This is a genomic window from Streptomyces luteolifulvus (assembly GCF_008806595.1).
Taxonomy (GTDB): domain Bacteria; phylum Actinomycetota; class Actinomycetes; order Streptomycetales; family Streptomycetaceae; genus Streptomyces; species Streptomyces luteolifulvus.
Window position 1 is genome coordinate 1 of the sequence record NZ_VZRB01000061.1, and the last position, 26,237, is coordinate 26,237.

Genomic DNA, 26,237 nt, shown 5'->3' on the forward strand with positions numbered 1-26,237 from the left:
ACCGCCTCGTCGGCATCCTCCACGGCTGCCTCAAAACCCGCACCACCTACGACGAGGCGACCGCCTGGTCACACCACGCCCACACCCCCGCCGCTTGACACCAAACGACATGGGGTGTCTGACCTCCAGGCCGCAGGGAGGTCGAGACGACAGCCGCCGGACGACAAGACACCCCGGCCTGCAGTGGGCGGAGACTGGCGCCCGGGTCGCCGCAAGCGGGAGGAGAACTGCCTTCACATTGATCGATGAGAGCGCACTTCGCGGATCAGCGGCGTATGTTTCGCATCAATGTCCTGGCCCGTGTTCCGACGACGTACGACCCTGGTTTCAGGAACGTTCTCAGCAGATGAGGAGCCCGCCGTGCGCGCCCGTGACCTGGCGGTTGCATACGAGACAGTGAACGTCGACAGCGACGCCTTGGCGGCGGCGCGGCTGATGGCCGAGCACCGGCTCCCGGGCCTGCTCGTGCTCGATGAACGGGGCGAGCCCAAGGCGATCCTGCCCGCCTCCCAAATGGTGAAGGTGCTGGTCCCCGCCTACGTGATCGAGGACCCCGCCCTCGCCGCCGTCGTCGACGAAAAGCACGCAGACCGGCTCTGCGAGGCGCTGGCGGGCCGCCGCGTCGGGGACTGCCTGTCCAGCAGGACGGAACCGCCGCCGATCGCCGACCCCGACGATACTGCCCTGGAGGTCGCCGCGCTGATGGCCCGGGTACGCAGCCCGCTGGTGGCGGTGACGGAGAAGGACACGGCCGGGCCGGGTGGGCCGGGGCGAGGGAGCACACGCCTGCTCGGTGTGATCACCGCCTCGCATCTTCTGCATGAACTCCTCGGCGTCGCTGGAGCGCCGGACACAAAATGATCTTGATGCCGGACCGGTGAGTTGCGACGGCAGCGTCGTGCCGCTCGCGAGCCGCAAAACGGGAGGCGGTGGGGGTGAACGCGCCGGGCTCCAGTGCTGCCCTCGTCAGTCAGTGGCGAGCTGGAGCAGGCTTTGCTTGTCATGGGCGGTATGCGCTTCACCGGTGTTCGCCGGTCGGCATCAGGACGCCCGGGGTCGCTGTAGTCCCTGCAGGAGCAGTTCGATCAGTCGTCGGGGGTTGTAGCGGGGGTCGCTGTCGCGTCCGATGCAGAGGTTGCCGATGCCGCGCATCAGTTCGTAGGGCTGTGTGCCGGGCCTGATGTCGCCGGCGTCAACCGCGGCGTCGAGCAACTGCGCACAGACGGGCTCCAAGCGGTCGACGAGGTAGGTGTGCAGCGCAGCGAAGCGGTTGGTGTCGGACTGCAGGGCGTCGGCGAGTCCGTGCTTGGTGGCCAGGAAGTCGACGAAGAGGTCGATCCACTGGTGCAGGGCGGCGAGCGGGGAGTCGGCGCTGGCCAGCAGGTTCGGGCCGGCCTCGGCGCACGCCTCGATCTGGTGGCGATAGACGGCGGTGACGAGATCCGCCCGGGTCGGGAAGTGGCGGTAGATCGTGGCCATCCCGACACCCGCCCGCGCCGCGATCTGGCGGATCGGCGCATCGACGCCGGAGGTGACGAACACCTCGGCGGCGGCGGTGAGCACTGCCTGCTGGTTGCGCAGCGCATCCGCACGCCTGCTTCGGGCCGACACCTTCCCCATGGGGCTCTCGGTGGGCATGAGGCTTTCCTTCCGACGCCGCTTGACAAAGCGGAGCGGTGTTCCGGATATTAACTGGAGCAGCGCTCCGGTTCAGGTTAGCCGAAGCGGGACGCTCCTGACCGCCTCGTCCGTCGCCGGTCGAACCGGACCGGCCGGCAGGGCCCACAGAAGGGAAACCACCGCATCATGAGCACCTCCACCGCCACCGCCGACACCTTTGGTTCGCCTGCCCCGGTCCTGTCCTTCAGCCCGGTAGTGCTGGCCGTACCCGGACGCCCGGTGGACCTCCAGGCGCGCGTCTCCGCACCCGCGACCGGAACCGGCCTGCCCGTCATCCTGCTGTCCCACGGCCACGGCCCCTCAAACAATCTCTCCTCGCTGAACGGCTACGCGCCGCTGGCCAACTTCTGGGCGGCACACGGATTCGTCGTCGTCCAGCCCACCCACCTCACCTCCAGGACACTGAGCCACCTGGTCGCCGACGCCCCCGGAGCCCCTTTCTTCTGGCGCTCACGCGCCGAGGACATGACGCACATCCTCGACCGGCTCGACGTGATCGAGAACGCCGTGCCGCAGCTCGCCGGGCGGATCGACCACACCAAGGTCGCCATCGCCGGACACTCGCTCGGCGGCTTCACCGCCGGCCTCCTGCTCGGCGCCAGGCTCACCGACCCAGACAACGGGGAGGAGGCGAACCTCATCGAGCCCCGGATCAAGGCGGGCGTGCTGCTCGCCGCGCCCGGCAGGGGCGACGTCCTCAACGGGCCCATGGCCGACCAGCTGCCGATCTTCCGGACCATCGACTTCTCCACGATGACCACACCCACGCTGGTCGTCGCCGGCGACAAGGACGACTCCCGCCACTTCACCGACATGGGGCCAGACTGGCACGCCGACCCTTACACCCTCGGCCCCAGCCCCAAGACCCTGCTCACCCTGTTCGACGCGGGGCACGCACTCGGCGGGATCCCCGGATACGACGCCGCCGAGACCACGGACGAGAGCCCCGAGCGAGTCGCCGCCGTCGGACGACTCACCGCGGCCTACCTTCGCACCCAGCTCCACCCCGGCGACAACGCCTGGCAGACCGCCCGCGCGGCGCTGGCCACCGACCCCGACCCGGTCGGACGAGTCGAAGCCAAGTAAGCCGTCCGCGGGCACGACCTGCATCGCGCGCTCACCGCACACGCCCGCCGAGCAGGGACGGCGTCAGGTCCTCCGGGGGCGGCGGCGCTGGTCGGTTCCTACTGCCTCACTCCTCCCTTGGCCTCGGAGTCGGAGGGGCCGCGTGCCGGGCGGTTGGGTTCACAGGGAAGTGGCGTGGTTCAGCGGTGCGGCTGATCGCCGTCTCCACGGCCCCTATCCGGTCGGCGAGCAGGCCGAGGGCGGCGACGGCTCGGGCGACAGGGTCGTTCTGAGGGCCGCCGAGGGTCTGGACGCGGACATATGCTGCCTTCAACTCTGCCCAGCGCACCGCCTGTTCAGGCGACAGCGTGCCCCGCAGCTCGCCCAGTTTCAGCAGGTTGGCTTCGGCGCCGGTGGTAAGGGTCTGGGCCTCGGCCGTGTAGTGGTCGTCGATCAGCGCGGCCAGTTCGGCGTCGTTCATGACCGGCTGGATGCGCTGGACGATCTTGTTCATGTTGCGGTAGGAGCCCTGGAGCTGGAAGGGCGGTTCGGTGCGGGTGCCGTCGGACTGGCCAGCGGACGCGATATAGGCGGCGTTGACGGCCAGGACCGTGTCGCGGGCCGTAAGCAGGTGACGCAGGACGGCCAGGACCCGCTCCAGCTCGGCGGGGGCATACGGGTGGGTCAGTCGGTCGGCGCGGACCGTCGTGTCGCCTTCGGCCAGGCGGATGAGCAGGTCGAGGTCGGTGCGTTCGCGTCCGGCCAGCGGGGCGAGGACCGGGTTGGCCGTGAGGGCGTTCTCGATGAAGCTGAGCGCGAAGGCGTCCTCCTTTCCGGTCAGCATGTCGCCGACGTTCCGGACGTCGGCGCGGTTGGCGAGCATGTCCGGGACACGGAAGCGGCTGCCGGACTCCGTGTAGGGGTTACCGGCCATGCAGACGGCGAAGCGTTTGCCGCGCAGGTCGTACATGCGCGGCTGGCCGTGCCAGACGCCCTCGATCCGGCGGGTGGCGTCGCACAGCGGGATGAACTTCTGGAGCAGCTCGGGCGACGTGTGCTGTATGTCGTCGAGGTAGAGAAGGGTGTTGTTGCCCGCCTCCAGTGCGAAGTTGATCTTCTCTACCTCCTGGCGGGCGGTAGCGTTCGGTGCATCGGCCGGGTCGAGCGAGACCACCGCATGGCCGAGCGCGGGGCCGCTGACCTTGACCAGGACGAGTCCGAGGCGGTCGGCGACGTACTCCATGAGCGTGGTCTTGCCGTAGCCGGGCGGGGAGATGAGCAGCAGGAGGCCGCCGCTGTCCGTGCGCTCGACCTCACCAGTGGTTCCGAGCTGCTTGGCGAGGCTGTCGCCGACCAGCGGCAGGTAAACCTCGTCGATGAGCCTGCTGCGCACGAACGCGGACATCACCGTCGGCCGGTACTCGTCCAGTCGGATCCTGGTGCGCTCGGCGGCCAGCAGGGCGGTACGGCGCCTCAGGTAGGCACGATGGGCGGGAACCTCATCGGTCCGGAACCTCTTGGTCCGGGCGAGGAGTTCGTCGACGCGGACGGTGAGGGTGCGGCCGTTGATGCGCGGGTGCGTTCCGAGGAGGCCCTTGACGGTCACCGTCAGGGGCGCGGCGGACTCGTAGCGGTCGAGCTCCTGGCAGAGCTCGGTGGTCACCGCCTCGGCCAGGTCACCGGGGGTGATGTCCGTGCCGGTGGCGGCGGTGTATGACGACAGCCAGGCCTCGACGAGTTGCTTGCGGGCGGGCAGGTCGGCCAGTGCGGCGAGGTCGTCGTCGTAGGCCGACGTGCCCACCGTACGGCGGAACTTGTCGAGCAGCGTGCGGGCGCCGGCGCTGATGACGAAGCCGTCGGGGCCACTCGTCAGCTCCTCGAAGAGGTACCCGGCGGCGGCATCCGCCACCTCTCCGGTGATCGCCTCCGCCAGCTCCTCCTGCAGATCCGCGATCGCGGGCGCCAAGCCGAACGTGTCCCGGGCGCGCGCCAGCGAAACCGCACGCCGGGCCCAGCTGTCGCGCTCCTCGGGCGTCGTGCCCTGAGCCCAGAACAGCTGGGCGGCTGCGCGGGCCGTGGGCTCGTGGCGCAGCAGGCCGGCGCCCTCGTGCAGGTGCAGGAGTGTGGTGAGGATCAAGACCGCGTCGTGGTCGTGGACGCCGCGCTCGTATCCCTCGTCGTACGCCGCCTCCGCTGCCCGCCGGACCAGGACGGAAAGGTCGGCCTCCGCGAGTGCCGCCGGGCCGTGCTCGTCGAGCAGGCGGGCGGCGAGGTGTTCGGCTCGGTAGACCTCGGGTGACTCCGAGGGTAGCGGGCGGTCCCAGTACGGGCGGGCCGCGGCGAGGTCGGGGATTGTGACTGGCGCGCGGTAGTCGGTGCCGGTGAGGGCCAAGGCGAGGGCGTCGCCATGCGGGACCAGGGTGAGGTCGAGGGGTTGGGTGTTGACGGCGAAGTGGTGGGTGCCCAGGCGGATGGTGCGGCCGTCGTCGGCGTACAGGTCCGTGCGGTCGCGCAGGACACGCAGCGCCTCCTGGCGGGCGGACTTCAAGCGGCCGTCCAGCTCCTCCGCCCTGACCTGGTCACCGAGTGCGCGCAGCTCGTCGGCGAGGCGGCGGACCTTGGCGGGGATGGGGTCGGAGATGAAGTACGTGGCGACGGCGTCCGCGTCGGGGAGCGTGGTCGCGTGGCGGGCGACCGTCTGCAGGACGCGCCTCGCCGAGTCGGCCAGGCGTTCGGCGCGGCGGGCGCGGGCGTCGGCGAGGGTCTGCCTGCGGGCGGAGAACGCGTCGTACACCTCGTCGCGCTTGTCCGCGAGCTCGCCGAGGAAGTCGTCGAACTCGGCGAACCGGGACTCCAGGTTCTCCACCTGCACCAGCATGCGGGCGAGTTGCTCGTCGCACGCCTCGGGACTGTCGGCAGCCGAGAGTGCACCGATGACGGCCTGGCCCAGCAGGGCGAACTCCGCGGCGAACTCGGCCCGCCCCTCACGGTCGAGGAGCGCGCGGCGGCGGCCGTCGAGGATGGCCCGGGCACGGTTGACGCCGCCGAGGACCTCGGCGATCCGCTCCAGGATGGACGTACGGACGGTGGCATCGCCGATGTCCAGCCCGGCCACGACATCGGTCACCGTGCGCAGCCCGTCGGCGAGGTCGCCGAGGCGCGCGGCGACGGGGTCGGCCTCGGCGACGGTGGCGATCGCCTCGGCGTCGGCAATGAGCTGCTCGATGTCGGCCTGGTGGCCGGTGAAGGCGTCCTCGCGGGCAAGGTGGGCGACGGCCCGCTGCCCGAAGGAGGCCAGGTCGGCCTCGACGTCGCCGGCGAGTTCATCGATGCGGGCGGTGTCGGCGTACCGCATGCCCTTGAGGGTGAGCAGGTGGCCCTGGGCGTGCCGCAGTTCGGTCAGCCCGGTCACCCATGCGGCGGCGCTGCGCGGGACCTCGCCGCGCAGACGCCTCACGACCGTGGCGACCCGCGCTGCGGCCTCGGCGATCGCGTCGGCGGCCTGCCGGGTGAGAGCCTGGACGGTCTCGAACTCGGCACGCACCTGCTCGGCGGTGGCCCGGACCTGCGTGAGCGGCGTGTGCAGATCGCCGAGTTCGGGCTCGCCCAGCCAGTGGTAGGAGTCGGCGGCCCGTACGCACGCGGCGGCCAGTGACTCGTACATCTCGCTCGTCGGCTTCGTCTCGGCGACCGCATGGGTGATGGACAGACAATCGGAGATGCCGCGCACGAGGTCGGCGTTGCCGACACGGGCGAGTGGGCCGGTGCCAACGGGCCGGGCGGCGGCCTTGGTGTCGGAGACGTACGGGGAGTTCCACAGCTGGAGCGGGTGGACGCGTTGCGGTTCGTCGCTGTCGGCACGTAGGACGACGAGCTTGCCGTCGTCGAAGAGGGCCCAGCCGTGGCAGGACAGAGGGGTTGCGACCTCCTTGCGGATCACGTTGTACGGCAGCAGCAGGCTGCGGCCTTCCACGCGCGCGTGGAAGGCGAACAGCACATCCTCGCCGTTCGGGGAGCGGACGACGCGCTCGAGCTCCAGGTCCGTGGTGTCGATGCCGTCGAAAGTCGTGTACGTCCCGGTGGCGAGGCAGTGGCCGCCGGGGAAGACGATCCCCTGGTCCTCCGGCAGTGTCCGGCAGGCCCGGCCGATGCCGTCGAGGCGGACCACGCTCTTCGTGAGCGTGTTGAAGACCAGGTAGCGGTGGACGTCCTCCTTATAGGGCAGGACGTCCAACAGAATGAGGGCGCCCACGCGCGCGTAAGCGATGTCGGCGTCGGCCAGGGACTGCAGCGGCTCGGCAACCGGCTCGGCGTAAATCCCCTCGCCCGTCTCGGTGTTGTCCTGGACTTTGACGGTGAGGGTGCCGCCGACCGTCTCGACGAAGACCTCGCCCCCGATGGAGACGTGCGGGTGACGGCCGAGGATGTGGTCTTCGCGGGTCGTCCGCGTCCATGCGAAGTCGTGGGAAGGCGGGAAGACGTGGTCGCGGTCGCCGCGGGCGTCGAGGAACGTGACCTGCCCGTCGTCGGTCAGCGCCCAGCGCAGGACGCGGAGGTCGTCGGCCTTCTCTCCGGTCTGAAAGACGGCCAGCAGCTTGCCGTCGATCCTGCGGAGTTGGAGGAGGTGGGCCTGGCGGTAGTAGCGGTAGAGGGCGGCGAACTCGCGCACGAAGGCGGCGTCGTCAAGCAGGCCCGGCACGGCGTCCTTGGGCAGCCGCTTCAGGTCGCGGTCGTACAGAGCGAAGACGTCGTCGACCGTCGTCTCGGGTTTGAGGCCGAGGAAGACGTTGTGGCCGAAGAGAAGCATGTCGCCTACGGAGACGATGTCACGGGGCACGCAGTGGTGCTCGGTGCGCAGCCGCTCGGTGCTTGTCAGCTCCAGCCGGGTGGAGCCGAACTCCTCGGTCCGGCGGGCGTTGAGCGTCTCCGCGCGGCGGGCGAGCTCCGCGGCCTGCTCGGTGAGACGGTCGCGCAGCACCTCGTACGTGCCGTTGTCCAGACCGGTGGTGGTCCCGGTGGTCATGGGGTCCCTCTCGAATGTCGGAGAAGCGTGGTCCGGAGCTGCCGTCCCCTGTGCGGCAGCTCCGGACCACGGGCCGGGATCGGGCCGTGGCGGTGTATCGGCTTCAGGCGTGCCGGTCATGTGCCGGCAGCTGGTCAGGTCCCGGCGACGGTCAGGCCCTGACGCTGCCGTTGAGCGCGGCCAGCGAGGTGTCGGCGAGACCCAGCTCACCTGCCTTGTCCAGGAGCTGCTGGAACTGTCCGGCGTTCGTGCCTCCGTTGTTCATGAGCTTCATCAACAGGGCGGAGACGGTCAGGTTCTGCACGTCGGCCGTCGAGACCGAGCCCAGGACGCGGCTGAGGTCGTCGGTGAAGCTGGAGGTGCCGTCCAGCCAGGGCTTCCCGAGCGCCTGTGCCGTCTCGGAGTGTTGGACGAAGCCGTCCACGCCCTTGCCGAGCGCGATCGAGGACACCAGTCGGTCGAAGAAGACCGATTCGCCGCCGACGATGTTGATGTCGGCGTTCTCCAGCCCGGTGGCGAGCACCGTGGCCTGCGCCTCGGCGACCTGCCGCTGCACGTCCAGCCCGGCGAGCCGGATGTCCTTCTCCGCCGCCAGGCGCAGCCGGTACTCCTCGTGGCCGCGGGAGGCGTCGTCCAGGGCGGCCATCGCTGCGGCCTTCTCGGTGAGACCGGCGGCCTCGGCCCTCAGCTTCCCGCTGATGCCCTCGGCCTCGGCCAGCGCCTTGGCCCGCGCACCGTCGGCTTCGGCCCGCAGCCGGGCCTGGGTCGCCTCCGCCTCCGCGCGGCCGGCCTTCTCGATGACCTCGGCCTCCTTGTCGCGGACCTGGACCGCCGCGAGGCCCTCGGCGGCGACTTCGGCCCGGATGCCCTCGGCGAGGCGCACCTTGGCCTGTGCGTCGAGGTCGGCGCTCTTCAACCGGGCCTCGGCCAGGGTGAGTTCCTCTGCGGCGCGGTGGACGGCGGCCTGCTCGGCGGCCTCGGCGGCCTTGATGTCCTTGACCAGCCTCTCCTGCGCCTCGGCCTCGGCGGCGATGATCACGGCCTGCCGACCGCGCTCGGCCTCCTCCACGGCCCGCAGCTTCTTGATGGACTCCTCCTGCTCGGCCACCGTACGGTCCACGGCGACCCGCTCGCGGATGACCTCGGCGATCTCCCGCTTCTCCGCCTCGACCTCCTTCTCGGCGGCGATCTGCGTCAACTGCGTCTCCCGCTCCCGCGCGATGACCTCCAGGAGGCGGTCCTTCTCGATGCGCTCGCTCTCGATGGCGATGACCCGCTCACGGTTCTTCGCCGCGACGGCGACCTCACGGGACTGGTTCTCCCGCTGCACCCCGAGCTGCTCCTCGGTCTTGAGGAACGCCGACTGCGCCCGCAGCCGCTCCTCCTCGACCACCCGCGCCGTCTCGGCCTCCTCACGGGCCCGTACGGTCTCGATCTCCCGCCGCTGCTTGATCTCGGCATCCGCCTGCCGGCGCTCCAGCTCCAGAATGGCCTCGCGGGCGTCGACGTTCTGCCGGGTGATCTCCTTCTCCTCGGTGCGCTGGGCCTCGTTGGTGCGCACGTGTTCCACGGCCGTCAGCTCGGTGATCTTGCGGATGCCCTGGGCGTCGAGGACGTTGGCGGGGTCGAGCTGGGTCAGCGGCGTCTGCTCCAGGTAGTCGATCGCCGCGTCCTCCAGGTGGTAGCCGTTGAGGTCGACACCTATCAACTCGATGATCTTGTAGCGGAGTTCCTCGCGTTTGGTGTACAGGTCGGTGAAGTCCAGCTGCTTGCCCACCGTCTTCAGCGCCTCGGAGAACTTCGCGTGGAACAGCTCCTGCAGCGTGTCCCGGTCGCTGGCGCGGGCTGTGCCGACGGCCTGGGCGACCTTGATGACGTCCTCGACGGTCTTGTTGACCTTCACGAAGAACGAAATCCGGATGTCTGCCCGGATGTTGTCCCGGCAGATCAGCCCCTCCTTGCCCGCCCGGGTGATCTCGATCGTCTTCACCGAGATGTCCATCACCTCGGCCTTGTGCAGCACCGGCAGCACGACCTGCCCGGTGAAGGTGACATCGACCTTGCGCATCTTGGAGACGATCAGCGCCTTGCCCTGCTCCACCTTGCGGAACAACCGGGCGACGACGAGTACGACGAGCAGGCAGACGGCGACGAGCGCGCCGATGCCCACGATCACGGCAACCATGGCATACGACCTTCAGGAAGAGAGTCAGCGTGAGAAAGAGAGGCCGGTGGTGAGATCCGGCGATCGAGCGGCTCAGGCGGCGCGGTCCCGGGAATGGAGCGCGACGTCGCGCGACCCGTCCCCGTAGGGATCTGGGCTCTCGGCATCCGATGGCCGAGCGGCGCCCGTGCGAGCCTCGCTCGGCACGAACGGCCCGGGTTCATCGGGGAAGAGGTGGTGCAGCGGCCGTGCGATCAGGCACGTCGCGGCCCAGGCGACAAACAGCGCGCCCACGGGCGTGACCAGGCGCAGCATCACGGCGACCGGTCCCGGGAGCGTGAACACGGTAAGCAGAACCGCCGCTCCGATGCTCAGGCACCAGGCGAGCGCTGTCAGCAGCGAGAAGGCGACCGTCACGGGCACCCTGCTCATGCGCCATGCCCGAAGGTCCACGTCCGTGTCGAAGCTGTCGACGCCGGCGACGCCCACGGCAGCCAGGAGCCAGAAGCAGACGACCACGACGAGGGCCGCGGTCAGCAGGATCGTGGGCACGCCCGTGGCAGCTGCCAGAAACGTCCGCATCTCCAGGTCCCCCTCTCCGCCCGCGGCGCGCATCAGTCGCATCCGACAGTGCACGGTCGGTCAGCCTCAGTGCCGGACACATGCCGGTGTCCGGCCCCGAAGCCATCCGCCGTGCTCCCCGCGAGCCATGCTGCACGATCCGATCCCGGCCGCGCATTGCCGGTTTCCGGCAGTGTTCATTAGGGTCTGCGTGCCGGGGGCCGCTAAGAAACCGTCACCGGCACATCAAGAATCCGGGGGACGACGTGACGGACCGGGAACTTCCCGAGCAGTATCTGGACGGCTACGCCGAGATCGTGGCCGAGGTATCGGCCACGGGGCGACGCCTGACCCGGGACGAAGTCTCTTCCCGTCGCGCCCTGGGTGAGCAGGCCGCCGAGGCCGGCCACGGGCTGCGCGCCCTGGTCAGCTCGCATCTGACCGCCGCCCGCACGGCCTGGCCCGGTACGCCCGGCTCCGCCGACGGCGCGCTGGCCGCCGTGCAGCAGGTCATCGACGCCTTCGCCGAGGGATACGAACGCGCCCAGCTTCTCGCCGTACGTCAGTAAGAGGCCGCCCGCCGCGAGTTCATCGACGACCTCCTCTACGGACGCAGCGACCTCGGCCGCCTCGCCGAACGCGCCGAACGCTTCGGCCTGCGCCTGTCCCACGCGCATGCCGTCGCCGTCGCGCAGGGCCCGGCCGCCTACGACGAGGGGGACCCGGTGCCCCGCCAGGTGGAGCGCGCGCTCAACAGGCGCACGCCGCCACCGACGGCGGCCGGGTCGCCCTCGGCCGCCCCCAGCCCGGCCCCGGAGGCGTCGTCCAGTCCTACGAAGAAGCCCTGGGCGTCCTCGAACTCGCCGAGCGTCTCGACCTTGACGACCCCGTCCTGCGCGCCGCCGACCTGCTCGTCTACCCCGTCCTGACCCGCGATCGCCAGGCCATGGCCGACCTCGTCGCGGACACGCTGGGTCCGCTCACGACGGCTCGCGGCGGCGCTCAGCCCCTCCTGGACACCCTCACCGCCTACTTCGCCTCGGGCTGCGTCGCCGCCGAGGCCGCCCGCCGACTCACCCTCAGCGTGCGCGCCCTGACCTACCGCCTGGAACGCATCCACAAACTCACCGGCGCCAATCCCACCGACCCCGCCCACCGCTACATGCTCCAGACCGCGGTCATCGGCGCCCGGCTGCTCGACTGGCCCGCCAAGAACCTCTGAGTCCCGGGTCGTCCGAACGGGCTCAGTGCTTGGCCACGACGACGTGCACGGCACTCTGCGTGGGGAGTTCGACGACCTCCCTGCCGCTGCCGACCATCACGCCGCCTGGACACCAGCGCCGGCGTCGCCCGGTCCTTCCTGGCGGACGCCCCCTTCACCGACGAGTAGAAGGCCGACATCGCGCACGGCAACTGGGAACACCTCACGTCCCGCGCCACCAACCGCACCCGGCGACCTGGGCCAGGCCTGTCACAACGCCTGACCAGGCCTTCCCATCGCGAGAACCACCGGACCGGTTCCGCAAGCAGCCGGGGAGCAACGGCGTCCTCGCCGAAGCGACGGATCTGCGACACTGGCCAACCCCGTTCGGCTCTGGCCCGTGGTCGGGATGCTGTTGGTGATCTTTAGGCCGTAGGCCGTTGGCAGAGCCGCCGGAGTCCAGCTGCGAGACCTGGTCTTGGACGGGTTCGTGGCGTCCAGCCCCGCGCCGGATCGATGGCGGACGTAGAATGCGCGGCTTCCTGCCCGGAGCCGGCTGGGTGGTCAGCCCAGTGTGGGACGTATGCGGCGTGCGGTGTGTGCGGGCCCCCCTGCGGTGTACCAGAGCAGGACGGCGCACAGGAAGGCCGCTGCTGCGTAGACCAGCGATTGCGTGGCGGAGTCACTTCGTGCGCCGGCGACGAGCGCGCCGGCCGCCGGCAGTACCAGGGCGATGGCCGGCAGCGCACGAGGGCGCTGCGTGATGCCTGGTGCGGTGGCGGGGGGCAGCAGCCGCTCCGCGAGGCTGTAGCAGGCGCAAGCCAGCAGTGTGGCCCCCAATACGTCGCTGGGACGGTGGTGGTGGATGGCCTGGACGGCGGCGGCGCTGACAGCGAGCCACAGCATGCCGACCGCGGTGACGTGGGGGCGGATGCGGGGGGAAGCGACGAGGATCGCGCCGAGGGCCAGCCCGGCGGCGATGGCCACGTGACCGCTGGGGAGGCTCCCCTCGGTGAACCAGACTGGTGCGTGTATCAGGTCGGGGCGGGGCAGGATCTGCTTGAGTACCTCCGTGCCCCCGAACGTGACCACGGCGACCCCGATCGCCGCGCAGCCTTGCCACCAGCACCGCCGCAACAGGGTCACGGCCACGATGACGGCCACGCCCGCAACCAGGGTGGGCAGGGCGGTGTCGCCCAGCGGCGGCAGGGCCGACGACTTGTAAGCCGCCCCCGACCAGTCGTAGATCAACGCCGGTCTGGCACTGGACCCTTTGAGCACGGCGTTCTCCGCCCGCTGCCCGAACGGGGTGCAGACAGCGATCAGATAGACCGCCAGGAGCCCCAAGAGGTACGGCGGAGCTGAGACCCGAGGTCGTATCGTCCGCGAGAGGCTGGGCTCCGCCGTGATTCCCGGGACCTGGCCGGAGGTGTCCGGCTGGGTGGACAGGGTCGAGGAATCTTGTCGGGTCATCGCTATCTCCGTTCTTCGCGGGGGAGTAAGGTCACGCGCCACTTCTGACACACGGGTGGGCCGACAGGCTCGGCCGGCGCACCAGGGATCTACTCCTATTCGAGGAGCGCCCGGCTCTGCCGGCGCTGGGCGGCGATCGCCAGGACCGGGAGGGGTGCGATCAAGAGGAGGAGGACGACCAGGTCCGGCAGGGACTGCGTGAATCCGTTCGGCTGGATGACGATCGCCTGTGTGTGGATGAACGCGAATGCCGCGACGGGGATCAGCCACCGGTAGTCGCCGGTGGCGGCCGTCACCACCCACGCGGCGATCAGCGCGGCGACTTCGAGTGCGAACAGGCCGCGTTGGAAGGCCGGACTGATGGAGATGATGTGCAGGCCCCCCGCTACGAACATGGCGAGCACGACGGGCACCAGCCAGCGGTACGAGTGGCGCCGCAACCGGCCAGGACGGCAGACCGCCAGCACGGCGCACGCGGTGCACAGTGCCCCCGACAGCACCAGGTCACGGGCCGTTATCGGGGCGCCCAGCCCGTAGTAGCCCAGTCCCGCCTTGCCCTCGTCGCCGAAGAGCGTATTGCTGTTGAACGTGGCACCGGCGTAGATCATCGCTGCTGCGGCAGGCAGGGCCATCCACGGCTTGCCGCGCAGCAGGGCGATCAGGCAGACCAGCGGAAGCAGCCCGTAGGGCAGGAGCCGTGTCCGCGTGCCGGGACCTTGCGCCCACGGGTACCAGCCGGAGAAGTGGAAGGCGATGGCCTGCCGGCCGGGATCGATGTGCAGGCCCCAATGCCACACATCCTGCAGGTACGGCACCAGCGCCAGTGCGGCGAGGACGAGAGCGGTCAGATGGATGCCGTCCAGCCACCACGGCCGGGCCGTGTCGTCGACGACGGCACGGGCGCGGGTCTGCACCCCGGCACGCGCCAAGGCGACAACTTCCCGCGGCGGGGGCCAGGAGCGGCCGGGATACGCCTCGGCCAGGCAGGCCAGCAACTCCTCTCCCTGCCGGGAACGGTAGGGCTCGGGATAGGCCGCAAGCAGCAGACGGTTCATGCCGGGGCCACCCCGGCATCCCGCGAGCGCCCGATGACGACGGCCGCCGCCTGCTGCATCCGCAGTGCCTCCCGGCCGAGCGCCTCGGTGCCGTCCTCGGTGAGCCGGTAGTAGCGCCGCGCCCGCCCGTCCACGATCTCCTCACGGCCGGCGGCCACCAGCCCGGCCCGCTCCAACCGCTCCAGCGCCCCATAGAGAGTGCCGACAGCGATCCGGAGCCGCCCGTCGGTGGCCTGCTCGGCAGCCTTGATGATGCCGTAACCGTGCAACGGTCCGTCCATGAGCGCAGCAAGGATGAAGTACTGCGGTTCCGTCAAGGACGGGTTCTGTCGTGTCATGCGTCGAGCATATATCGTGTTGCGAAATATATCTGCCAGCCCCGGTTGATCACCTGCAGCGCCTCCACGCCCGCGAGCGTCGCCCTCTCCCGACCGGCGGGCGCGACGGCGGTCCCCTCGACCGATCCGTGTGGCGTTGGCGCATGCTTACCGCGACCTGGTTCGGGCCGGGCGGAACGCCATTTCCGGAGTTGAGGAGCCGACCAGGCCGGTGCCTCCCTCGTGCCGCCGGGACCGGTGTATGCGTTACCACCCTGAGGCGCCGGACCACTTCGGGCAGGCGTGTGGCCGGGCCAGGCGGCGCGGGTTCAGGCACGGGTCGCGGTGATCAGCCAGGTGGCCGAGGGGTAGAGCACGCCGTCGGGTGTCTCGTGGGCGCGGAGGGTCGCGCGCAGGTCGGCAAGGGACTGCTCACGACGGGAGTCGTCGAGGCCCGTCAGCATCCAGCCGAGCAGGCCGGTCACGAAACGGTGCGCGTCATCGGCGTCGGCTCCGAAGTGCATGGGCGCGGTGAGCGGCTCGAAGTCCGGTTCGGCGAACCCGGTGCCGGTGAGCAGGCGGCGCACCCGATCGGGGTCGGACAGGGAGAACGGCCCGGAGGCGCCCGGCGGTGGCGCGGGCAGGTCCCGGCCCGCCGCCATGGCCGTCGTCAGGGCCAGGAACCAGTCGTTTCGCGGCGGCGGCTGCCAGACCAGCTGCACCAGGCGACCGCCGGGCCGCACGGCTCGGGCGATGTTACGGAACGCGGCGCCGAGGTCGGCGAAGAACATCGTTCCGGTGCGGCTGACCGCCAGGTCGAACTCCCCGGCCGCAAACGGGTGGACCTGAGCATCGACCTGCTCGAAATCGGCGTTGGCGAGCCCTTCGGCCGCCGCCCGCCGCCGGGCCACCCGCAGCATCGCGGCCGACAGGTCCACACCGAGCACGCGGCCCGCCGCGGCCCGGCGCGCGGCCTCGCGGGTGATCTCGCCCGTGCCGCACCCGATGTCCAGCACGTGGTCGGCCGGGCCGATGGCCGCGGCCCTGAGGAAGCGTGTCCGGTAACCGCGCAGCGCGAGGTCGAACTGGTCGGCATGCTCGGCCCAGTAGGCGCCCTCGTCGCCGTCCCAGGCCCGGGCCTGCTCGGCGTTCGAGGGGGCGACCTGCAACGTCCTGGTCATCTCGACCACCGCCCTATACTCCCAATGGGACTATTCTGGTTTACCTCCGAGGGACGGCTATGTCAAGGGAACCCGCACTCACCACAACCTCGTACGCGATCCTCGGACTGCTGGCGGTGCGCCCGTGGAGCACGTACGAACTCGCCCGTCAGATGGACCGCAGCCTGGGCCGGATCTGGCCCAGGGCGCAGAGCAAGATCTACGAGGAGCCCAAGAAGCTGGTCCGGCGCGGCCTGGCCCGCGCCGAGAAGCGGTCCGTGGGCCGACGGCCGCGCACCGTCTACGCCATCACCCCTGAGGGACGGGGCGCGCTCGCCGCATGGCTTCACGAGCCCGGCGCCGGCCCGGCCCTGGAGTCGGAACAGCACTTGAAGGTCTTCTTCGCCGATTCGGGTACCACGGCCGACACCCGGGCCACCCTTCATGCGCTTCGGGCCTGGGCCGTCGAACGCAACCAGGAAAACCTCACCGCGGCCCGCGGCTACGCCGCCGGGGAGGGGGCCTTCCCTCAGCGGGCCGCGCAGACTCTGCTGGTCGGTCGCTTCCTTACGGACTACTACCGGCTGGTCGCGGAGTGGGCCGACTGGGCGGCCACGGTCGTCGAGCAGTGGCCCGACGAGCCCCGCGACGCGACCGCCGACCCGGACGAACTGGCGGAAACGGTCCGGCGCGCCGCATGGAGCGAGGCCGACGCCGAACAAGGGACCCGATCCGACAAAGAGGTGTGACACACATCACGAAGCAGAGTGCAAATTTTGTCTAGTGCAATGATGGATGGGCTCGCGAGATCCGTACCTCCTGGCAACACCCCGCTCACCAGGAGGTCCCATGCCCCTCTCCCGCAACACGATCGGCACCGTCTTCGTGGGCGGGGCGCTGGTGCTCACCCTTTCCGCGCTCGCCTACCCGTCCATGCTCGGGATCCAGAACGCCTCGACGAACACGTCCAGGATCATCGCCAACACCCAGTGGGGACCGCTGACCGAGGCAGATCGCGACTTCGTGGTGAAGGTCCGCTCGGCCGGACTGTGGGAGTACCCACTGGGGGAGATGGCGATGCAACGCGGCACGACGAAGGAGATGAAGGAGGCCGGCGAGCACCTCATCGTCGGCCACGCGGGACTCGACGCCATGTGCCGCAAGATCGCCCCCGAGCTGAACATCACCCTGCCGAACCAGGCCACACCGCAGCAGCAGCAGTTCGTGGCGACCGTGGATTCCAAGAGCGGCCAGGAGTTCGACTCCACCGCGGTCAACATCATGCGGGTGACCCATGGCCAGATCTTCCCGGCGATCGCCAAGATCCGCGCCAGTACCCAGAACACCCTGGTCCGCGCGCTGGCCGACCTGGCCAACGACACCGTCCTGGACCACATCACGGTGCTGGAGAAGACCGGCCTGGTCAACTACGACCAGGTCAACTTCCAGCAGACCACCCCGCCGAAGCTGCCCAAGGAACAGCTCACCCCGCCCGCCCCCCAGCCCGGTGCCCCGGTCGTCGTCCTCACTCCGCGTCCCGACCTGGACGTCAACACCGGCACTCCGTCGCCGACGCCCAGCCCGACCGTCCAGTGACTGATGAGAAGGTTGAGCTGCCGACTCGTCACGATCCCGGATCGCAGGCTGGTCGGGCCTGCGGTCCGGCCGTGGGGCGGTAGAGCCTGTAGGAGCGTACGACCGCAACCACACATGCGGCGACGAGCGCGGTGGCCCAGCCGCCCAGATCACGGAGGGGCCCCGAACCGGACGCCCCGCCCTCCACGCCGCGCGGTGGCACCCTCCCTTTCGAGTCGTACACGACCGCGAGCGTGTCGCCGGGCCGGGTGGCCTGCCCGCAGCCCCGCCAGATGCGGACCCGCAGCGGTACGCCGTCGCTGTCGGCCACCGAGCAGAGATAGCGGCCGTGACCGGACACGCTCCCGGGTCCGCCCTCGACCGAGGTCACCACCACGGACTCCACTTGCCCGCGCTCCGCCAGCACCAGGCCCACGGCCGTCTGGGGCGCCTGGAGCGCGAGGCAGACCCCGAGCACGGCGACGATGCCGATCAGCGCACGCCCGGCCCGCACCATGCAGAGGTAGAGGGCAAGCGCGGCAACAGAGACCAAGCCGCCCTCGCCGTCCGCCAGCCCGGGTAGCCCGTACCAGGCACCGGCGACCGTGCTGCCGACGATCGCACCCGCTCCCACACATCCGGCGAGAAGGCCCTCTGCGACCAGCCACCGCGGCGGCAGACCGATGAACTCGGCCGGCCCCCACACCGTGCTCCGCAGATGCGCCGAAAGGCGCGCTTCCAGCGGCGGGACGGGGCGGCGGCGATGCATGTGCATCCCCTCCCGGTTTCCTCCGTGTCAGCCGTCCTGCTGTGACAGGCCGACGGTCCGCACTGCCCTCGGCCGGACATGCTCGCGCGCTCCGCATCACCGGGACCTGGCAGCGGGAAGCATCCGCCAAATCCATTGCATTATGCAAAACGGGGCGCGGGTGGGGAACAGTGGCCCGAATCCGACGGCCGGGCGGTCAGGCGTCGCGGGTCGCCGGGACGTCGACCGCCCAGCCCAGCGGATGTGGTTCCGCTTCGTCCAGGGCCGAGGCGAGGGGTTCTCCGCCGGCCTCGTTGAAGGCGGCGAGGGCCTCGATGAGGGCCAGGCGCTGCGTAGGGGTGAGCCGGGCGACGATCACGGCGATCTCGGCGCGGCGCCGGGCGGTGACGTCCTCGACGGTGCGGCGCCCCTCGTCCGTGAGCTGCAACAGGGTCTCGCGGCGGTTTTCGGGGTTGGCCTGCCGGTCGGCGAGCCCGGCCGCGATCAGCCGGTCGATCATGCGCATCGCCGTGGACGGCGCCACCTGCAGCAGGTCGGCGAGCGCGACCAGCTTTGTGGCCCCGCGCGTGGACAGCACGACCAGCATCCGGAACTGCGGCAGCGTCACCCGCTCCTCCACCGCCGCGAGTGAGCGGGCGGAGACCGCCACCAGCAGCCGGGATGCGGTCAGCACCGCACGGGTGACCGTGTCGACATCGTCCAGGGCCCCCGCGGGGGTCTCGCGCTGCGGCATGTGTCCTTTCTACCGTGCCGAAGTCCCTGCTCACTCAGGTGATGGGAGCAGATTTTCCTTCCTCATGACCGTGGTACCGGATCAGGAGCATCGCCGCGTCGTCGTGGGGCGGCCCGCCGGCATGCTGGGCGAGGTCGGCGCGCAGGGCATCCAGAGCGCGGTGTGCGTCGGAGGCCTTCAGCAGGTGCGCACGCTCGCCGAGCGGATAGAAGCGGCTGTCCTCGTCGCGGGCCTCGGTGACGCCGTCGGTGTACAGCAGAAGCTGTTCACCGGGGGCGAAGTCCACTCGATACGACTTCGGGCCCTCGCTGCCGTGCAGGCCCAGACCCAGCGGCAGGGCATAGGCGGGAGGCTGCGGGAAGTCGACCGTGCCGTCGTGACGTACGACCATCGGGGCCGGATGTCCGTAGTTGAGGAAGACGGCCTGGTGGCTCGCGCCGATCTCGGCGAGGACCGCGGTGACGAACTTCTCACCCCCCAACTCCCGGGCCACACTCCGTTCCAGCCGCTCACCCAGGCCCACCAGGTCCGGCTCGTCATGCGCCGCCTCGCGGAAGGCGCCGAGCACGACGGCCGCCGTCTCCACCGCGGCCAGGCCCTTGCCCTGCACATCACCCACGATCACCCGGATTCCGTGCGGCGAGGCCACCACCTCGTACAAGTCCCCGCCGATGCGTGCCTCCGCGACGGCCGAGGTGTACGACACCGCCGCCTGCAGCGGCCCCGCAGTCAGTGGCACCGGTCGCAGCAGCACCCGCTGGGCCACTTCGGCAATCGACCGCACACTCGCCAGCTCCGCCTCCCGGCGCGAGCGCATCACGGCCACTGCTATGCCCACGCCGGTCACGCCCATCACCGACCCGATCGCCGCGAATCCCCGGCTCTGCTCGAACAGCCCGTTGTAGAGGCCGAGCGCCACACACAACAGCAGCGCCACCACCCCGAACGCAGCCGTGCGGCGCCATCCCCCGACCAGCCCGGAGAAGGCGGGCCCGAGCGACACCAGCGGCAACAGCCCCACCCCCGGCCCGGCCACGACATCCACGCTCGCGACCACCGCCATTACCACGACCGGCATGCAGGACAGCACCGTCCAGCTCGATGGCGGCTTCCGATCGGTCATGACGTGTACTCCAGCGGTCAGTCAGCGCTCCAGAGCCGCCCGTATCTCCGCAGGCGCCCCTCCCCCTCACTTTTAGACTATGCAAAGGTTGGTTGTTTGAGGTGGCTCTCCACCACAGTCCGTTAGCCAATCGAAGCCGAGAGCCGACACTCCCAACCCTTGGAAGGCGACCATGAGCCAGAGAAACACCGCACCCCGCCGCCCCCGACTCCCCGCCGGATGGCGGCGCGTGGCCCTGCGATTGCCGATCCTGCTCTTCCGCGCCGGCCTGGGCCCCCTCGTCGGAAGACGGCTTCTTCTGCTGCACCACACCGGCCGCGTCAGCGGCCTCGACCGCATGGTCGTCCTGGAAGTGGTGTCCTGCGACCCGCATCGTGAGACCTGGACCGTCGCCTCAGGCTTCGGACCCAAGGCCGACTGGTACCAGAACCTGCGCAAACAGCCGAAGACCCTCATCCAGTTCGGCAACCGCCCGCACGCCGTCACCGCCCACTTCCTCACACCCGACGAAGGCGCCGAGATCATGGCCGACTACGCGCGCCGGCACCCACGAACGGCCCGTCGCCTGTGCGCGTTCATGGGAGTACCCGCCGACGGCGGCGATACGTCGTGCCGCGAGGCGGGGCGGGCCATCCCCTTCGTCCGGCTCGACGCCGACGGACACCGTCGGCACGAACGCGGCGATGCCCACAGGTCAGCTTGAGCACGCGCGCCTTGACATGCCGCACCAGCCGCAAGAACGACAACCTGGCCAAAGAAGTCCTGTCGCATGCGGCAGGACTTGATCTGTGCGCCGCGGTACAGCGTTCGACGCGTGTCCCGGCGAACTGTCGCCGGGCCTGACCTGGCCCGAAAAGGATCAGCCGGTCGCACACCCTGGCCGACGCGTCGATCTTGCGGCACGGCGTGCGAAGGTCAGCGAATGGGGGTGCGGACGACGAGCACCGGGCACGTGGCGTGCTGCACACAGTGCTGGCTGACCGAGCCGAGGAGCATCCCTTTGAACGCGCCACGCCCGTGGCTGCCGACCACCAGCAGGTCGGCGTCCCTGGCCGCCGCGGGGAGCACAGACGACGGATGGCCCTCCACAACCTGCGGAGCCGCGGACACCTTCGGATGTTCCCCGAGCATTTCTTCGACAGTGCGCCGCAGGTTTTCGCGGGTGTGTTCTTCGAAGTCGGTATCCGAGTAGTCCACCGGTATGCCGTAGGTGGGCGGTGGCCGCCAGGCCTGTACGGGGCGCAGCTCCGCACCGGTCAACTCTGCCTGGCGAGCCGCCCAGCGCAGCGCCGCCTTGCTCGCCTCCGACCCGTCCACGCCCACCACGATCAGCGGCCGTGATGTCTGGATGCTCACGATCTCACCTCCGTGTTTGTGCCTTTCCAGGCTCCCGTAAGCACGTGTCTTACGCCAAGGGTCCTTCGACCCTGATGCGCGTCCGACCAGTGCAGGGACGGGGCTCGGTGCGCGGTGCGACACCGAGCCCCACCGCAGGACGGTGTCCGTGAGCCCGCCGGTTTCGTGGAGTCCCTGAAGCCAGGCCTATGATCCTGGCGATCGCCGAGGCGCTTACGGAACAGCCGGACACGGTGGCGGGGCAGCTCGCCGTATGGCACACACTCTTCAGGACCGGCCAACCTCTCGCGCGGGCGCCGCACCCCTGCTCTCGGCGGCTCACAGGCGGCAACCAAAGGTAGCCGGTCACGAGGGCTTATATTGCCCTGCGCAATACGGGTGGGCGACCTCGTTTCGCCAAGAGCCGCGCCAGCACCGAAGACACCCTCGTGCGCCAGCTCGCCGACCCGGCCAACGACACCGTACTGGATCACATCCCCGGCTCCGTGCCCCGCTCGGCGGCGGAGACAGACGCTGCTTCCGGGCTGCGCGCGGCTGCCTTGGCCGCTGGTGTCCCTACAGGTGTAGCCGGACCTCGTCGCCTATGCCGAAAGCTTCGGAGCCCGCGGCTACGCGATCGAGGCGGCCGACCAGCTCCTGCCCGTGCTGCGTCAGGCCTTCGACGACGACACGGTCTCCGTGATTGCCTGCCCCGTCGACTACTCGGAGAACCTGCGTCTGACCTACCGACTCGGAAGTCTCCATGGCCCGTTCTGAGTTGACGGCCCAGGACTCGACGCAGCGCGGGCAGGACCACGCGGTATGCAGTGCCTGGCAGCGGCCTCTGGAGTGCATGTCAAAGGCGATTTCGCTCTGGCTCTGTCGCGACCCGTGACAGAGCCTTCGTTCTCCCTGTAGGCGGCCAGGAGTTTGCCCCCGCTGGCGGCCATCGAGATGGGTTCTGACCCACATCTTGTGGTCCGATCACGGAGCGTCATGGTGATCAGTCGGCGAGGTCCGGGATCAGATCCATGCTGACGGGGTGAGGCGGGCCAACCGAAGAACGTGGCGATGAATCTGTGTGCGCTGGTCTTCGGGCAGACGGTCAACCAGACGCTCAGCCATGAGATACCTGAAGGTCTCCTGTGGCTGGTCGAAATACGACCGCAGGTGAGCGGCAGTGGTGTCTTGGAGACGGAGGAAGGTGCGACCAACATAGGCCGCAAGTCCTGCTCCAACGGTGCCGATCACGCCGACGACGACACTGGAGGGAGTTGACAAGCTGGTCTTGCCAGCGGCGATCGTGGCGGTGCCTGCCACGATGAAGAAGCCTCCCAGAATGGCCCATTGTGCGTTTCTGAAACTCTGGTCGGCTTGCCGGTATGCGCGGTCATGGTATCTCTGCAACCGCTCATTGGTCAGAGCTCACATCTGGGCCTGGCGTGAGTCACCATGAGCCAGCAACTCTGCTTGACGAGAAGCCATTTGCAGTTCGTGGTCGAGTTGACGCCGACGTTCTTCGAACCGTTCGCGCGCCGAATGCCGGGCAGTGAGCAGGTAGCCCCCGGTCAGATACAAGATCAAGGTTGGTAGGAGCAGGGGGCCGATCCTGTCCATGACCTCGGGTGTTGCCTCGAAGAAATAGTCATGCCGGTACGGCAGCCACATGATGACCATGAGCAAGCTGAGCAGGAAGGCAAGCCCCAGAGCCACCCAGCCAAGCGTGCTGAAGGTCTCATACTGCTGGTGCTCCCGAGAGCGCAGCCATGCCTCCCCCTCCGGCGGTGACCTGCGGCGTGGGGGAAGGCTGCTCTACGTCTTGCGACATGAGAGCAGTCTCTGGATCTCTGAGCAGACTGTCTCCGGCGCGCTCAAACCGTTATGGCAGAGCCGACTTGCCCTTGCCCATGCGCCGACGATGGCCATGCCAAGCGGCCTCCGATCTACTTCATGTGGCCCATGACGTGGCGTTATGAGTCTCTGGACAGTTGACGGTTCGTGTGGTTACAGCGAGCTCGGGGCGGCGTTATCCCACCTGGTGTTGATCGCTGTGGTGGAGATCTCGACAGGCGACGACACGGTGACCGTCGCGGCGCGGACGGTGAGCGGGGAGGCGGTCTGCCCCGGGTGCGGTACAGCATCCAGCCGTGTTCATGGGCGGTACCGACGGCGCCTGGCCGACCTGGCGGTGGCGAGTCGGAAGGTCGTACCTTCGCCGACCACGTCCGCGAGCGCCCCTCGGGCTGCCCTGCTCGTGGAGCTGGACGGGCACCTGTATATCCGCTGCGGCCAGGCCGGTGACGACCAGTGGCTGACCGAGACCCTGGGCGAGGGCCCAGGTCTCTCCCGCCTCGGACGTCCCGGAGGAGCACGCAGGCGCGACCACGGCCGTCCCGCAGGTGCCCACACACCCGCGGTGGGAGAATGAACGCTCAGGACCGCCTCGCGGGAGGCTTCCATGAGAGGACGAGAGCCACACCGGGTGCTAGAGACGGCAGTGGTCATCGGCGCGAGCATGGCGGGCCTGTGCGCCGCCCGTGTGCTGTCGGAGCGATGCCGCGACGTCGTTCTGATCGACCGCGACCCACTGGCCGACGGCGCCGACTGGCGGGCCCACGTCCCGCAGGGCCGTCAGCCCCATCTCCTGCTCTATGCCGGCGCCCGGCTGCTGGAGGAGTGGTTCCCCGGCATCGGCGGGGAACTTTACGCGGGCGGCGCCACCGAGTTCGACGTCTGCCGCGACTTCTTCTGGTACCAGAGCGGCGGATCGCTGGTCCGGCCGGTGAGCCGGATGCGGGGGCCGGTGATGTCCCGCCCCTTCCTGGAGGCGACCGTCCGCCGACGCGTGACGGAGCTGCCCCAGGTCACCGTTCGGGAACGCACCACCGGCACGGGCCTCGTCACGGACGCCACCGGTCAGCGCGTCACCGGTGTCCGCCTCGCCGACGGCGCCACCCTGTCCTGCGACCTGCTCGTCGACGCCACGGGGCGCCAGGCCAAGAGCCTCGCCTGGTTGAAGGAGCTCGGGTACGCGGAACCACCCGTGTCCCGCGTCACCGTGAACACCCACTACGCCAGCCGCGTGTACCGCCGTGACGCGCTGCCCGCACGCGACTGGAAGGCGGCCGCGGTGATCGGTGACCCCGCCACCAAACGCTTGGCCATGGTGCTGCCATGGGAGGGGGAGCGGTGGATCGTCGGTCTGGTCGGCATCAACGGCGAGGTGCCCCCGACCGACGAGGCCGGCCGGCTCGCCTTCGCCCGCTCCCTGGACTCACCGGTCATCGCCGACGTCATGGCCGCCTCGCAACCCCTGGGCGAACCGGTCTCCCACCGGTTCACCGCGAACCAGCGCAGGCACGTCGAGAAGATGCGCCGCTTCCCCCTCGGCTGGGTGATGATCGGCGACGCGGTGTGCAGCTTCGACCCGATCTACGGACAAGGCATGAGCACCGCGGCACAGCAGGCGGCGGCCCTCGGCGCCTGCCTGGACCGGTCCGCCGCACTCGACCAGACCTTCACCCGACGCTTCTTCCGCGCCGCGGCCAGACCGGTGGTCGTCGCCTGGTCCATCGCCGCCGGAGGCGACTTCATGTACGAGGGCACCACCGGGGAGAAACCCCCGGGCACGGACCTCCTCAACCGGTACGTCGAACGCGTCAGCGTCGCCGCCCAGCACGACGCCGCGGTCTGTGTCCGCTTCACCGAGGTCGCAGGCCTCATCCGCCGCCCGGAATGGCTCCTCACACCCGCCTTTGTCCTACGGGTTCTGCGTTACGCGCGCCGAGGACCGGTAGGAGCGCGACAGGCGCCAGCGTCTCCACCCCCGCTGCACCCGTATTCGCCGGGGCCATGATGTGCCGCCAGATCCTCGGGGCCATCCCGGTCGAACGCCGCGTGCTGCTCTTCGCCGCCCTGAACGTCGCCGGCCACCCGCAACTCAAGGACCGACCATCGCCGAGTCCTTCCGACCGGGCCCTGGCACCTCTTCGCCCTCGACACCACCGCGCCCGACGAACGCCTCTCCGACCTCGCGGCCACCCCGGCCCACGCCGCCGGCCTCGCATTGGGATCTTCCTCCCGGGGATGTGCTGCGCGCCGAGGACCGGGTGGTGCCGGCAGCCACCCAGCAGGGGCTTGCCGAGCTGCTCGGTCGAGGGCCAGGGTCCGCAGATGGGCAGGTCACACAAACCCAGGCGCCCGAAAACTGCCGGAGTCAGGCAGTGACCCTGCACAGGGCTCATGAGACCGTCGTCATTGCGCGCGTTGATCGACAGCACCGCGGGGAGACGGGCCCGCTGGCTGCCGACGGGCGGCCACCCGTTCAGACAAGGAGTGTCCACGTGTTCGACTGGCTCTGGGCATGCGGTTGGTCGGCGCTCGCCCTGCCTCTCGCGATCGCCTCGCTACGGGGCTGGGCCCCCAAGCAGGTCCGGCGGCGCACGGCTCCGTGGGAGATTCGTGTCCGCGCAGTCGCGCTGCTGGTGTTCTGGGCGAGCGGACTGATCGTTCCACTCGCCCGGTGGGGCGGGCTCAACTCCGAGGACACCACGTTGTTCACCTTCCCGGCGCAGTTCGGGCTGATGATGTTCGGGGCCGGACTCATGTGCGGCTCACAGCTCGGTGAACGGTTCCGCCAACAGGCCATGCGGTCCTGGACCCCTGATGAGGTGCGAGGCGGTGACGGGAGGCCGCAGGGCCCACAGTCCGCCGGCTGACTCAGCCCGGCTTCCACTCCCACCACGTGTCGATCGGCTCCCACTCCGCGGCCCGCTGCTCCATACGACGTCGCTCCAAGAGGCCCGCCCCGGCCGCGTGGGCCGGCCTTGCCGCGCCAGGCGGAGGGTGTGGAGCCGAACCGGTAGGGGGCCGATCTCCTAGATGATCTATTCCAAGGGGTCAGTGATCGTAGGCGATCAGTGAGCGGTGGATCGGTTGCCCGCTCTGGTCGTTGTGCCAGATGGCGGCAGTGAGGGCGAGAATGCGCTGCAGAACACGGACGG

General features: G+C 69.8%; 22 protein-coding genes and 4 pseudogenes. 11 read left to right on the forward strand and 15 right to left on the reverse strand.

Going from position 1 to position 26,237, the window contains the following annotated elements:
- The first annotated feature begins 360 nt into the window (after positions 1-360).
- Complete coding sequence (locus tag F7R91_RS39865) at positions 361-861, forward strand: CBS domain-containing protein (protein ID WP_150958523.1); 501 nt, start codon at positions 361-363, stop codon at positions 859-861.
- 180 nt (positions 862-1,041) lie between these two features.
- On the opposite strand, the gene F7R91_RS39870 is transcribed toward F7R91_RS39865, so the two are convergent.
- Complete coding sequence (locus tag F7R91_RS39870) at positions 1,042-1,638, reverse strand: TetR/AcrR family transcriptional regulator (RefSeq protein ID WP_150958525.1); 597 nt, start codon at positions 1,636-1,638, stop codon at positions 1,042-1,044.
- Positions 1,639-1,806: 168 nt separating this feature from the next.
- Here F7R91_RS39870 and F7R91_RS39875 point away from each other — a divergent pair, with 168 nt between their 5' ends.
- Positions 1,807-2,766: an alpha/beta hydrolase family protein gene (locus tag F7R91_RS39875; RefSeq protein ID WP_150958527.1), complete on the forward strand. Its 960-nt coding sequence runs from the start codon at positions 1,807-1,809 to the stop codon at positions 2,764-2,766.
- Positions 2,767-2,872: 106 nt separating this feature from the next.
- On the opposite strand, the gene F7R91_RS39880 is transcribed toward F7R91_RS39875, so the two are convergent.
- The 3 genes from F7R91_RS39880 to F7R91_RS39890 all read right to left on the reverse strand — a co-directional run bounded on the left by F7R91_RS39880 (position 2,873) and on the right by F7R91_RS39890 (position 10,556).
- Complete coding sequence (locus tag F7R91_RS39880) at positions 2,873-7,768, reverse strand: DNA repair ATPase (protein ID WP_150958530.1); 4,896 nt, start codon at positions 7,766-7,768, stop codon at positions 2,873-2,875.
- Between the two features lie 151 nt (positions 7,769-7,919).
- A complete protein-coding gene (locus tag F7R91_RS39885) occupies positions 7,920-9,953 on the reverse strand; it encodes a flotillin family protein (protein WP_150958531.1) in 2,034 nt (677 codons plus the stop codon).
- Between the two features lie 72 nt (positions 9,954-10,025).
- Complete coding sequence (locus F7R91_RS39890) at positions 10,026-10,556, reverse strand: hypothetical protein (protein ID WP_225321078.1); 531 nt, start codon at positions 10,554-10,556, stop codon at positions 10,026-10,028.
- A 203-nt stretch (positions 10,557-10,759) separates the two neighbouring features.
- Between F7R91_RS39890 and F7R91_RS39895 the strand changes: the two are divergent.
- A pseudogene (locus F7R91_RS39895) lies at positions 10,760-11,715 on the forward strand (PucR family transcriptional regulator).
- A gap of 543 nt (positions 11,716-12,258) precedes the next feature.
- On the opposite strand, the gene F7R91_RS39900 reads toward F7R91_RS39895, so the two are convergent.
- From F7R91_RS39900 to F7R91_RS39915, 4 genes are all read right to left on the reverse strand, one after another.
- Entirely contained in the window at positions 12,259-13,167 is a 909-nt protein-coding gene (locus F7R91_RS39900) for a phosphatase PAP2 family protein (RefSeq protein ID WP_191971865.1), read from the reverse strand.
- A gap of 95 nt (positions 13,168-13,262) precedes the next feature.
- Positions 13,263-14,222, reverse strand: coding sequence for a hypothetical protein (locus F7R91_RS39905; protein ID WP_150958533.1), 960 nt, complete (start codon positions 14,220-14,222; stop codon positions 13,263-13,265).
- On the reverse strand, positions 14,219-14,560 hold the full coding sequence (locus F7R91_RS39910) for a PadR family transcriptional regulator (RefSeq protein ID WP_150958535.1): 342 nt from the start codon (positions 14,558-14,560) through the stop codon (positions 14,219-14,221). The genes F7R91_RS39905 and F7R91_RS39910 overlap by 4 nt, the downstream gene beginning before the upstream one ends.
- A gap of 308 nt (positions 14,561-14,868) precedes the next feature.
- Positions 14,869-15,720: a class I SAM-dependent methyltransferase gene (locus F7R91_RS39915; RefSeq protein ID WP_150958536.1), complete on the reverse strand. Its 852-nt coding sequence runs from the start codon at positions 15,718-15,720 to the stop codon at positions 14,869-14,871.
- A gap of 59 nt (positions 15,721-15,779) precedes the next feature.
- Between F7R91_RS39915 and F7R91_RS39920 the strand changes: the two genes are divergently transcribed.
- Together F7R91_RS39920 and F7R91_RS39925 are read left to right on the forward strand one after the other, a co-directional pair.
- Positions 15,780-16,448 carry a PadR family transcriptional regulator gene (locus F7R91_RS39920; RefSeq protein ID WP_150958538.1) on the forward strand — a complete coding sequence of 223 codons (669 nt, stop codon included), beginning with the start codon at positions 15,780-15,782 and terminating at the stop codon, positions 16,446-16,448.
- A 100-nt stretch (positions 16,449-16,548) separates the two neighbouring features.
- Positions 16,549-17,295 (forward strand): DUF4142 domain-containing protein, encoded by a 747-nt coding sequence (locus F7R91_RS39925; RefSeq protein ID WP_150958540.1) that lies wholly within the window; start codon positions 16,549-16,551, stop codon positions 17,293-17,295.
- A 28-nt stretch (positions 17,296-17,323) separates the two neighbouring features.
- Here the strand turns inward: F7R91_RS39925 and F7R91_RS39930 are convergent, their stop codons facing one another.
- The 3 genes from F7R91_RS39930 to F7R91_RS39940 all read right to left on the reverse strand — a co-directional run bounded on the left by F7R91_RS39930 (position 17,324) and on the right by F7R91_RS39940 (position 19,899).
- Positions 17,324-18,043 carry a hypothetical protein gene (locus F7R91_RS39930; protein ID WP_331000725.1) on the reverse strand — a complete coding sequence of 240 codons (720 nt, stop codon included), beginning with the start codon at positions 18,041-18,043 and terminating at the stop codon, positions 17,324-17,326.
- 196 nt (positions 18,044-18,239) lie between these two features.
- Positions 18,240-18,776, reverse strand: coding sequence for a MarR family winged helix-turn-helix transcriptional regulator (locus F7R91_RS39935; protein WP_150958544.1), 537 nt, complete (start codon positions 18,774-18,776; stop codon positions 18,240-18,242).
- Between the two features lie 34 nt (positions 18,777-18,810).
- Positions 18,811-19,899 (reverse strand): PP2C family protein-serine/threonine phosphatase, encoded by a 1,089-nt coding sequence (locus tag F7R91_RS39940; protein WP_150958546.1) that lies wholly within the window; start codon positions 19,897-19,899, stop codon positions 18,811-18,813.
- Between the two features lie 172 nt (positions 19,900-20,071).
- Here F7R91_RS39940 and F7R91_RS39945 point away from each other — a divergent pair, with 172 nt between their 5' ends.
- Positions 20,072-20,602, forward strand: a complete 531-nt coding sequence (locus tag F7R91_RS39945; protein WP_150958548.1) for a nitroreductase family deazaflavin-dependent oxidoreductase — start codon at positions 20,072-20,074, stop codon at positions 20,600-20,602.
- A gap of 212 nt (positions 20,603-20,814) precedes the next feature.
- Here F7R91_RS39945 and F7R91_RS39950 read toward each other — a convergent pair whose 3' ends face one another.
- Positions 20,815-21,258 carry a universal stress protein gene (locus tag F7R91_RS39950; protein WP_408056101.1) on the reverse strand — a complete coding sequence of 148 codons (444 nt, stop codon included), beginning with the start codon at positions 21,256-21,258 and terminating at the stop codon, positions 20,815-20,817.
- Positions 21,259-21,834: 576 nt separating this feature from the next.
- Here F7R91_RS39950 and F7R91_RS44140 point away from each other — a divergent pair.
- Positions 21,835-22,011: pseudogene (locus tag F7R91_RS44140) on the forward strand (acetolactate synthase large subunit); the annotation flags it as partial.
- Between the two features lie 246 nt (positions 22,012-22,257).
- Here the strand turns inward: F7R91_RS44140 and F7R91_RS39960 are convergent.
- Positions 22,258-22,641 carry a TRADD-N-associated membrane domain-containing protein gene (locus F7R91_RS39960; RefSeq protein WP_331000726.1) on the reverse strand — a complete coding sequence of 128 codons (384 nt, stop codon included), beginning with the start codon at positions 22,639-22,641 and terminating at the stop codon, positions 22,258-22,260.
- An 18-nt stretch (positions 22,642-22,659) separates the two neighbouring features.
- Positions 22,660-22,947, reverse strand: a complete 288-nt coding sequence (locus F7R91_RS39965; protein WP_150958552.1) for a hypothetical protein — start codon at positions 22,945-22,947, stop codon at positions 22,660-22,662.
- A 259-nt stretch (positions 22,948-23,206) separates the two neighbouring features.
- Between F7R91_RS39965 and F7R91_RS44145 the strand changes: the two genes are divergently transcribed.
- The 4 genes and pseudogenes from F7R91_RS44145 (at position 23,207) to F7R91_RS42395 (ending at position 25,952) form a co-directional block, all read left to right on the forward strand.
- The gene (locus F7R91_RS44145) at positions 23,207-23,662 is read left to right on the forward strand and encodes a transposase family protein (RefSeq protein ID WP_331000727.1); all 456 of its coding nucleotides are present in this window, start codon (positions 23,207-23,209) and stop codon (positions 23,660-23,662) included.
- A 30-nt stretch (positions 23,663-23,692) separates the two neighbouring features.
- Positions 23,693-25,090, forward strand: coding sequence for an FAD-dependent oxidoreductase (locus tag F7R91_RS39970; protein WP_150958553.1), 1,398 nt, complete (start codon positions 23,693-23,695; stop codon positions 25,088-25,090).
- Positions 25,009-25,391 (forward strand): annotated as a pseudogene (locus tag F7R91_RS43495) (potassium transporter TrkA); the annotation flags it as partial. The gene F7R91_RS39970 and the pseudogene F7R91_RS43495, both read left to right, overlap by 82 nt.
- A gap of 186 nt (positions 25,392-25,577) precedes the next feature.
- Entirely contained in the window at positions 25,578-25,952 is a 375-nt protein-coding gene (locus F7R91_RS42395; protein ID WP_191971866.1) for a hypothetical protein, read from the forward strand.
- 181 nt (positions 25,953-26,133) lie between these two features.
- On the opposite strand, the pseudogene F7R91_RS43500 reads toward F7R91_RS42395, so the two are convergent.
- A pseudogene (locus F7R91_RS43500) lies at positions 26,134-26,237 on the reverse strand (IS982 family transposase); the annotation flags it as partial.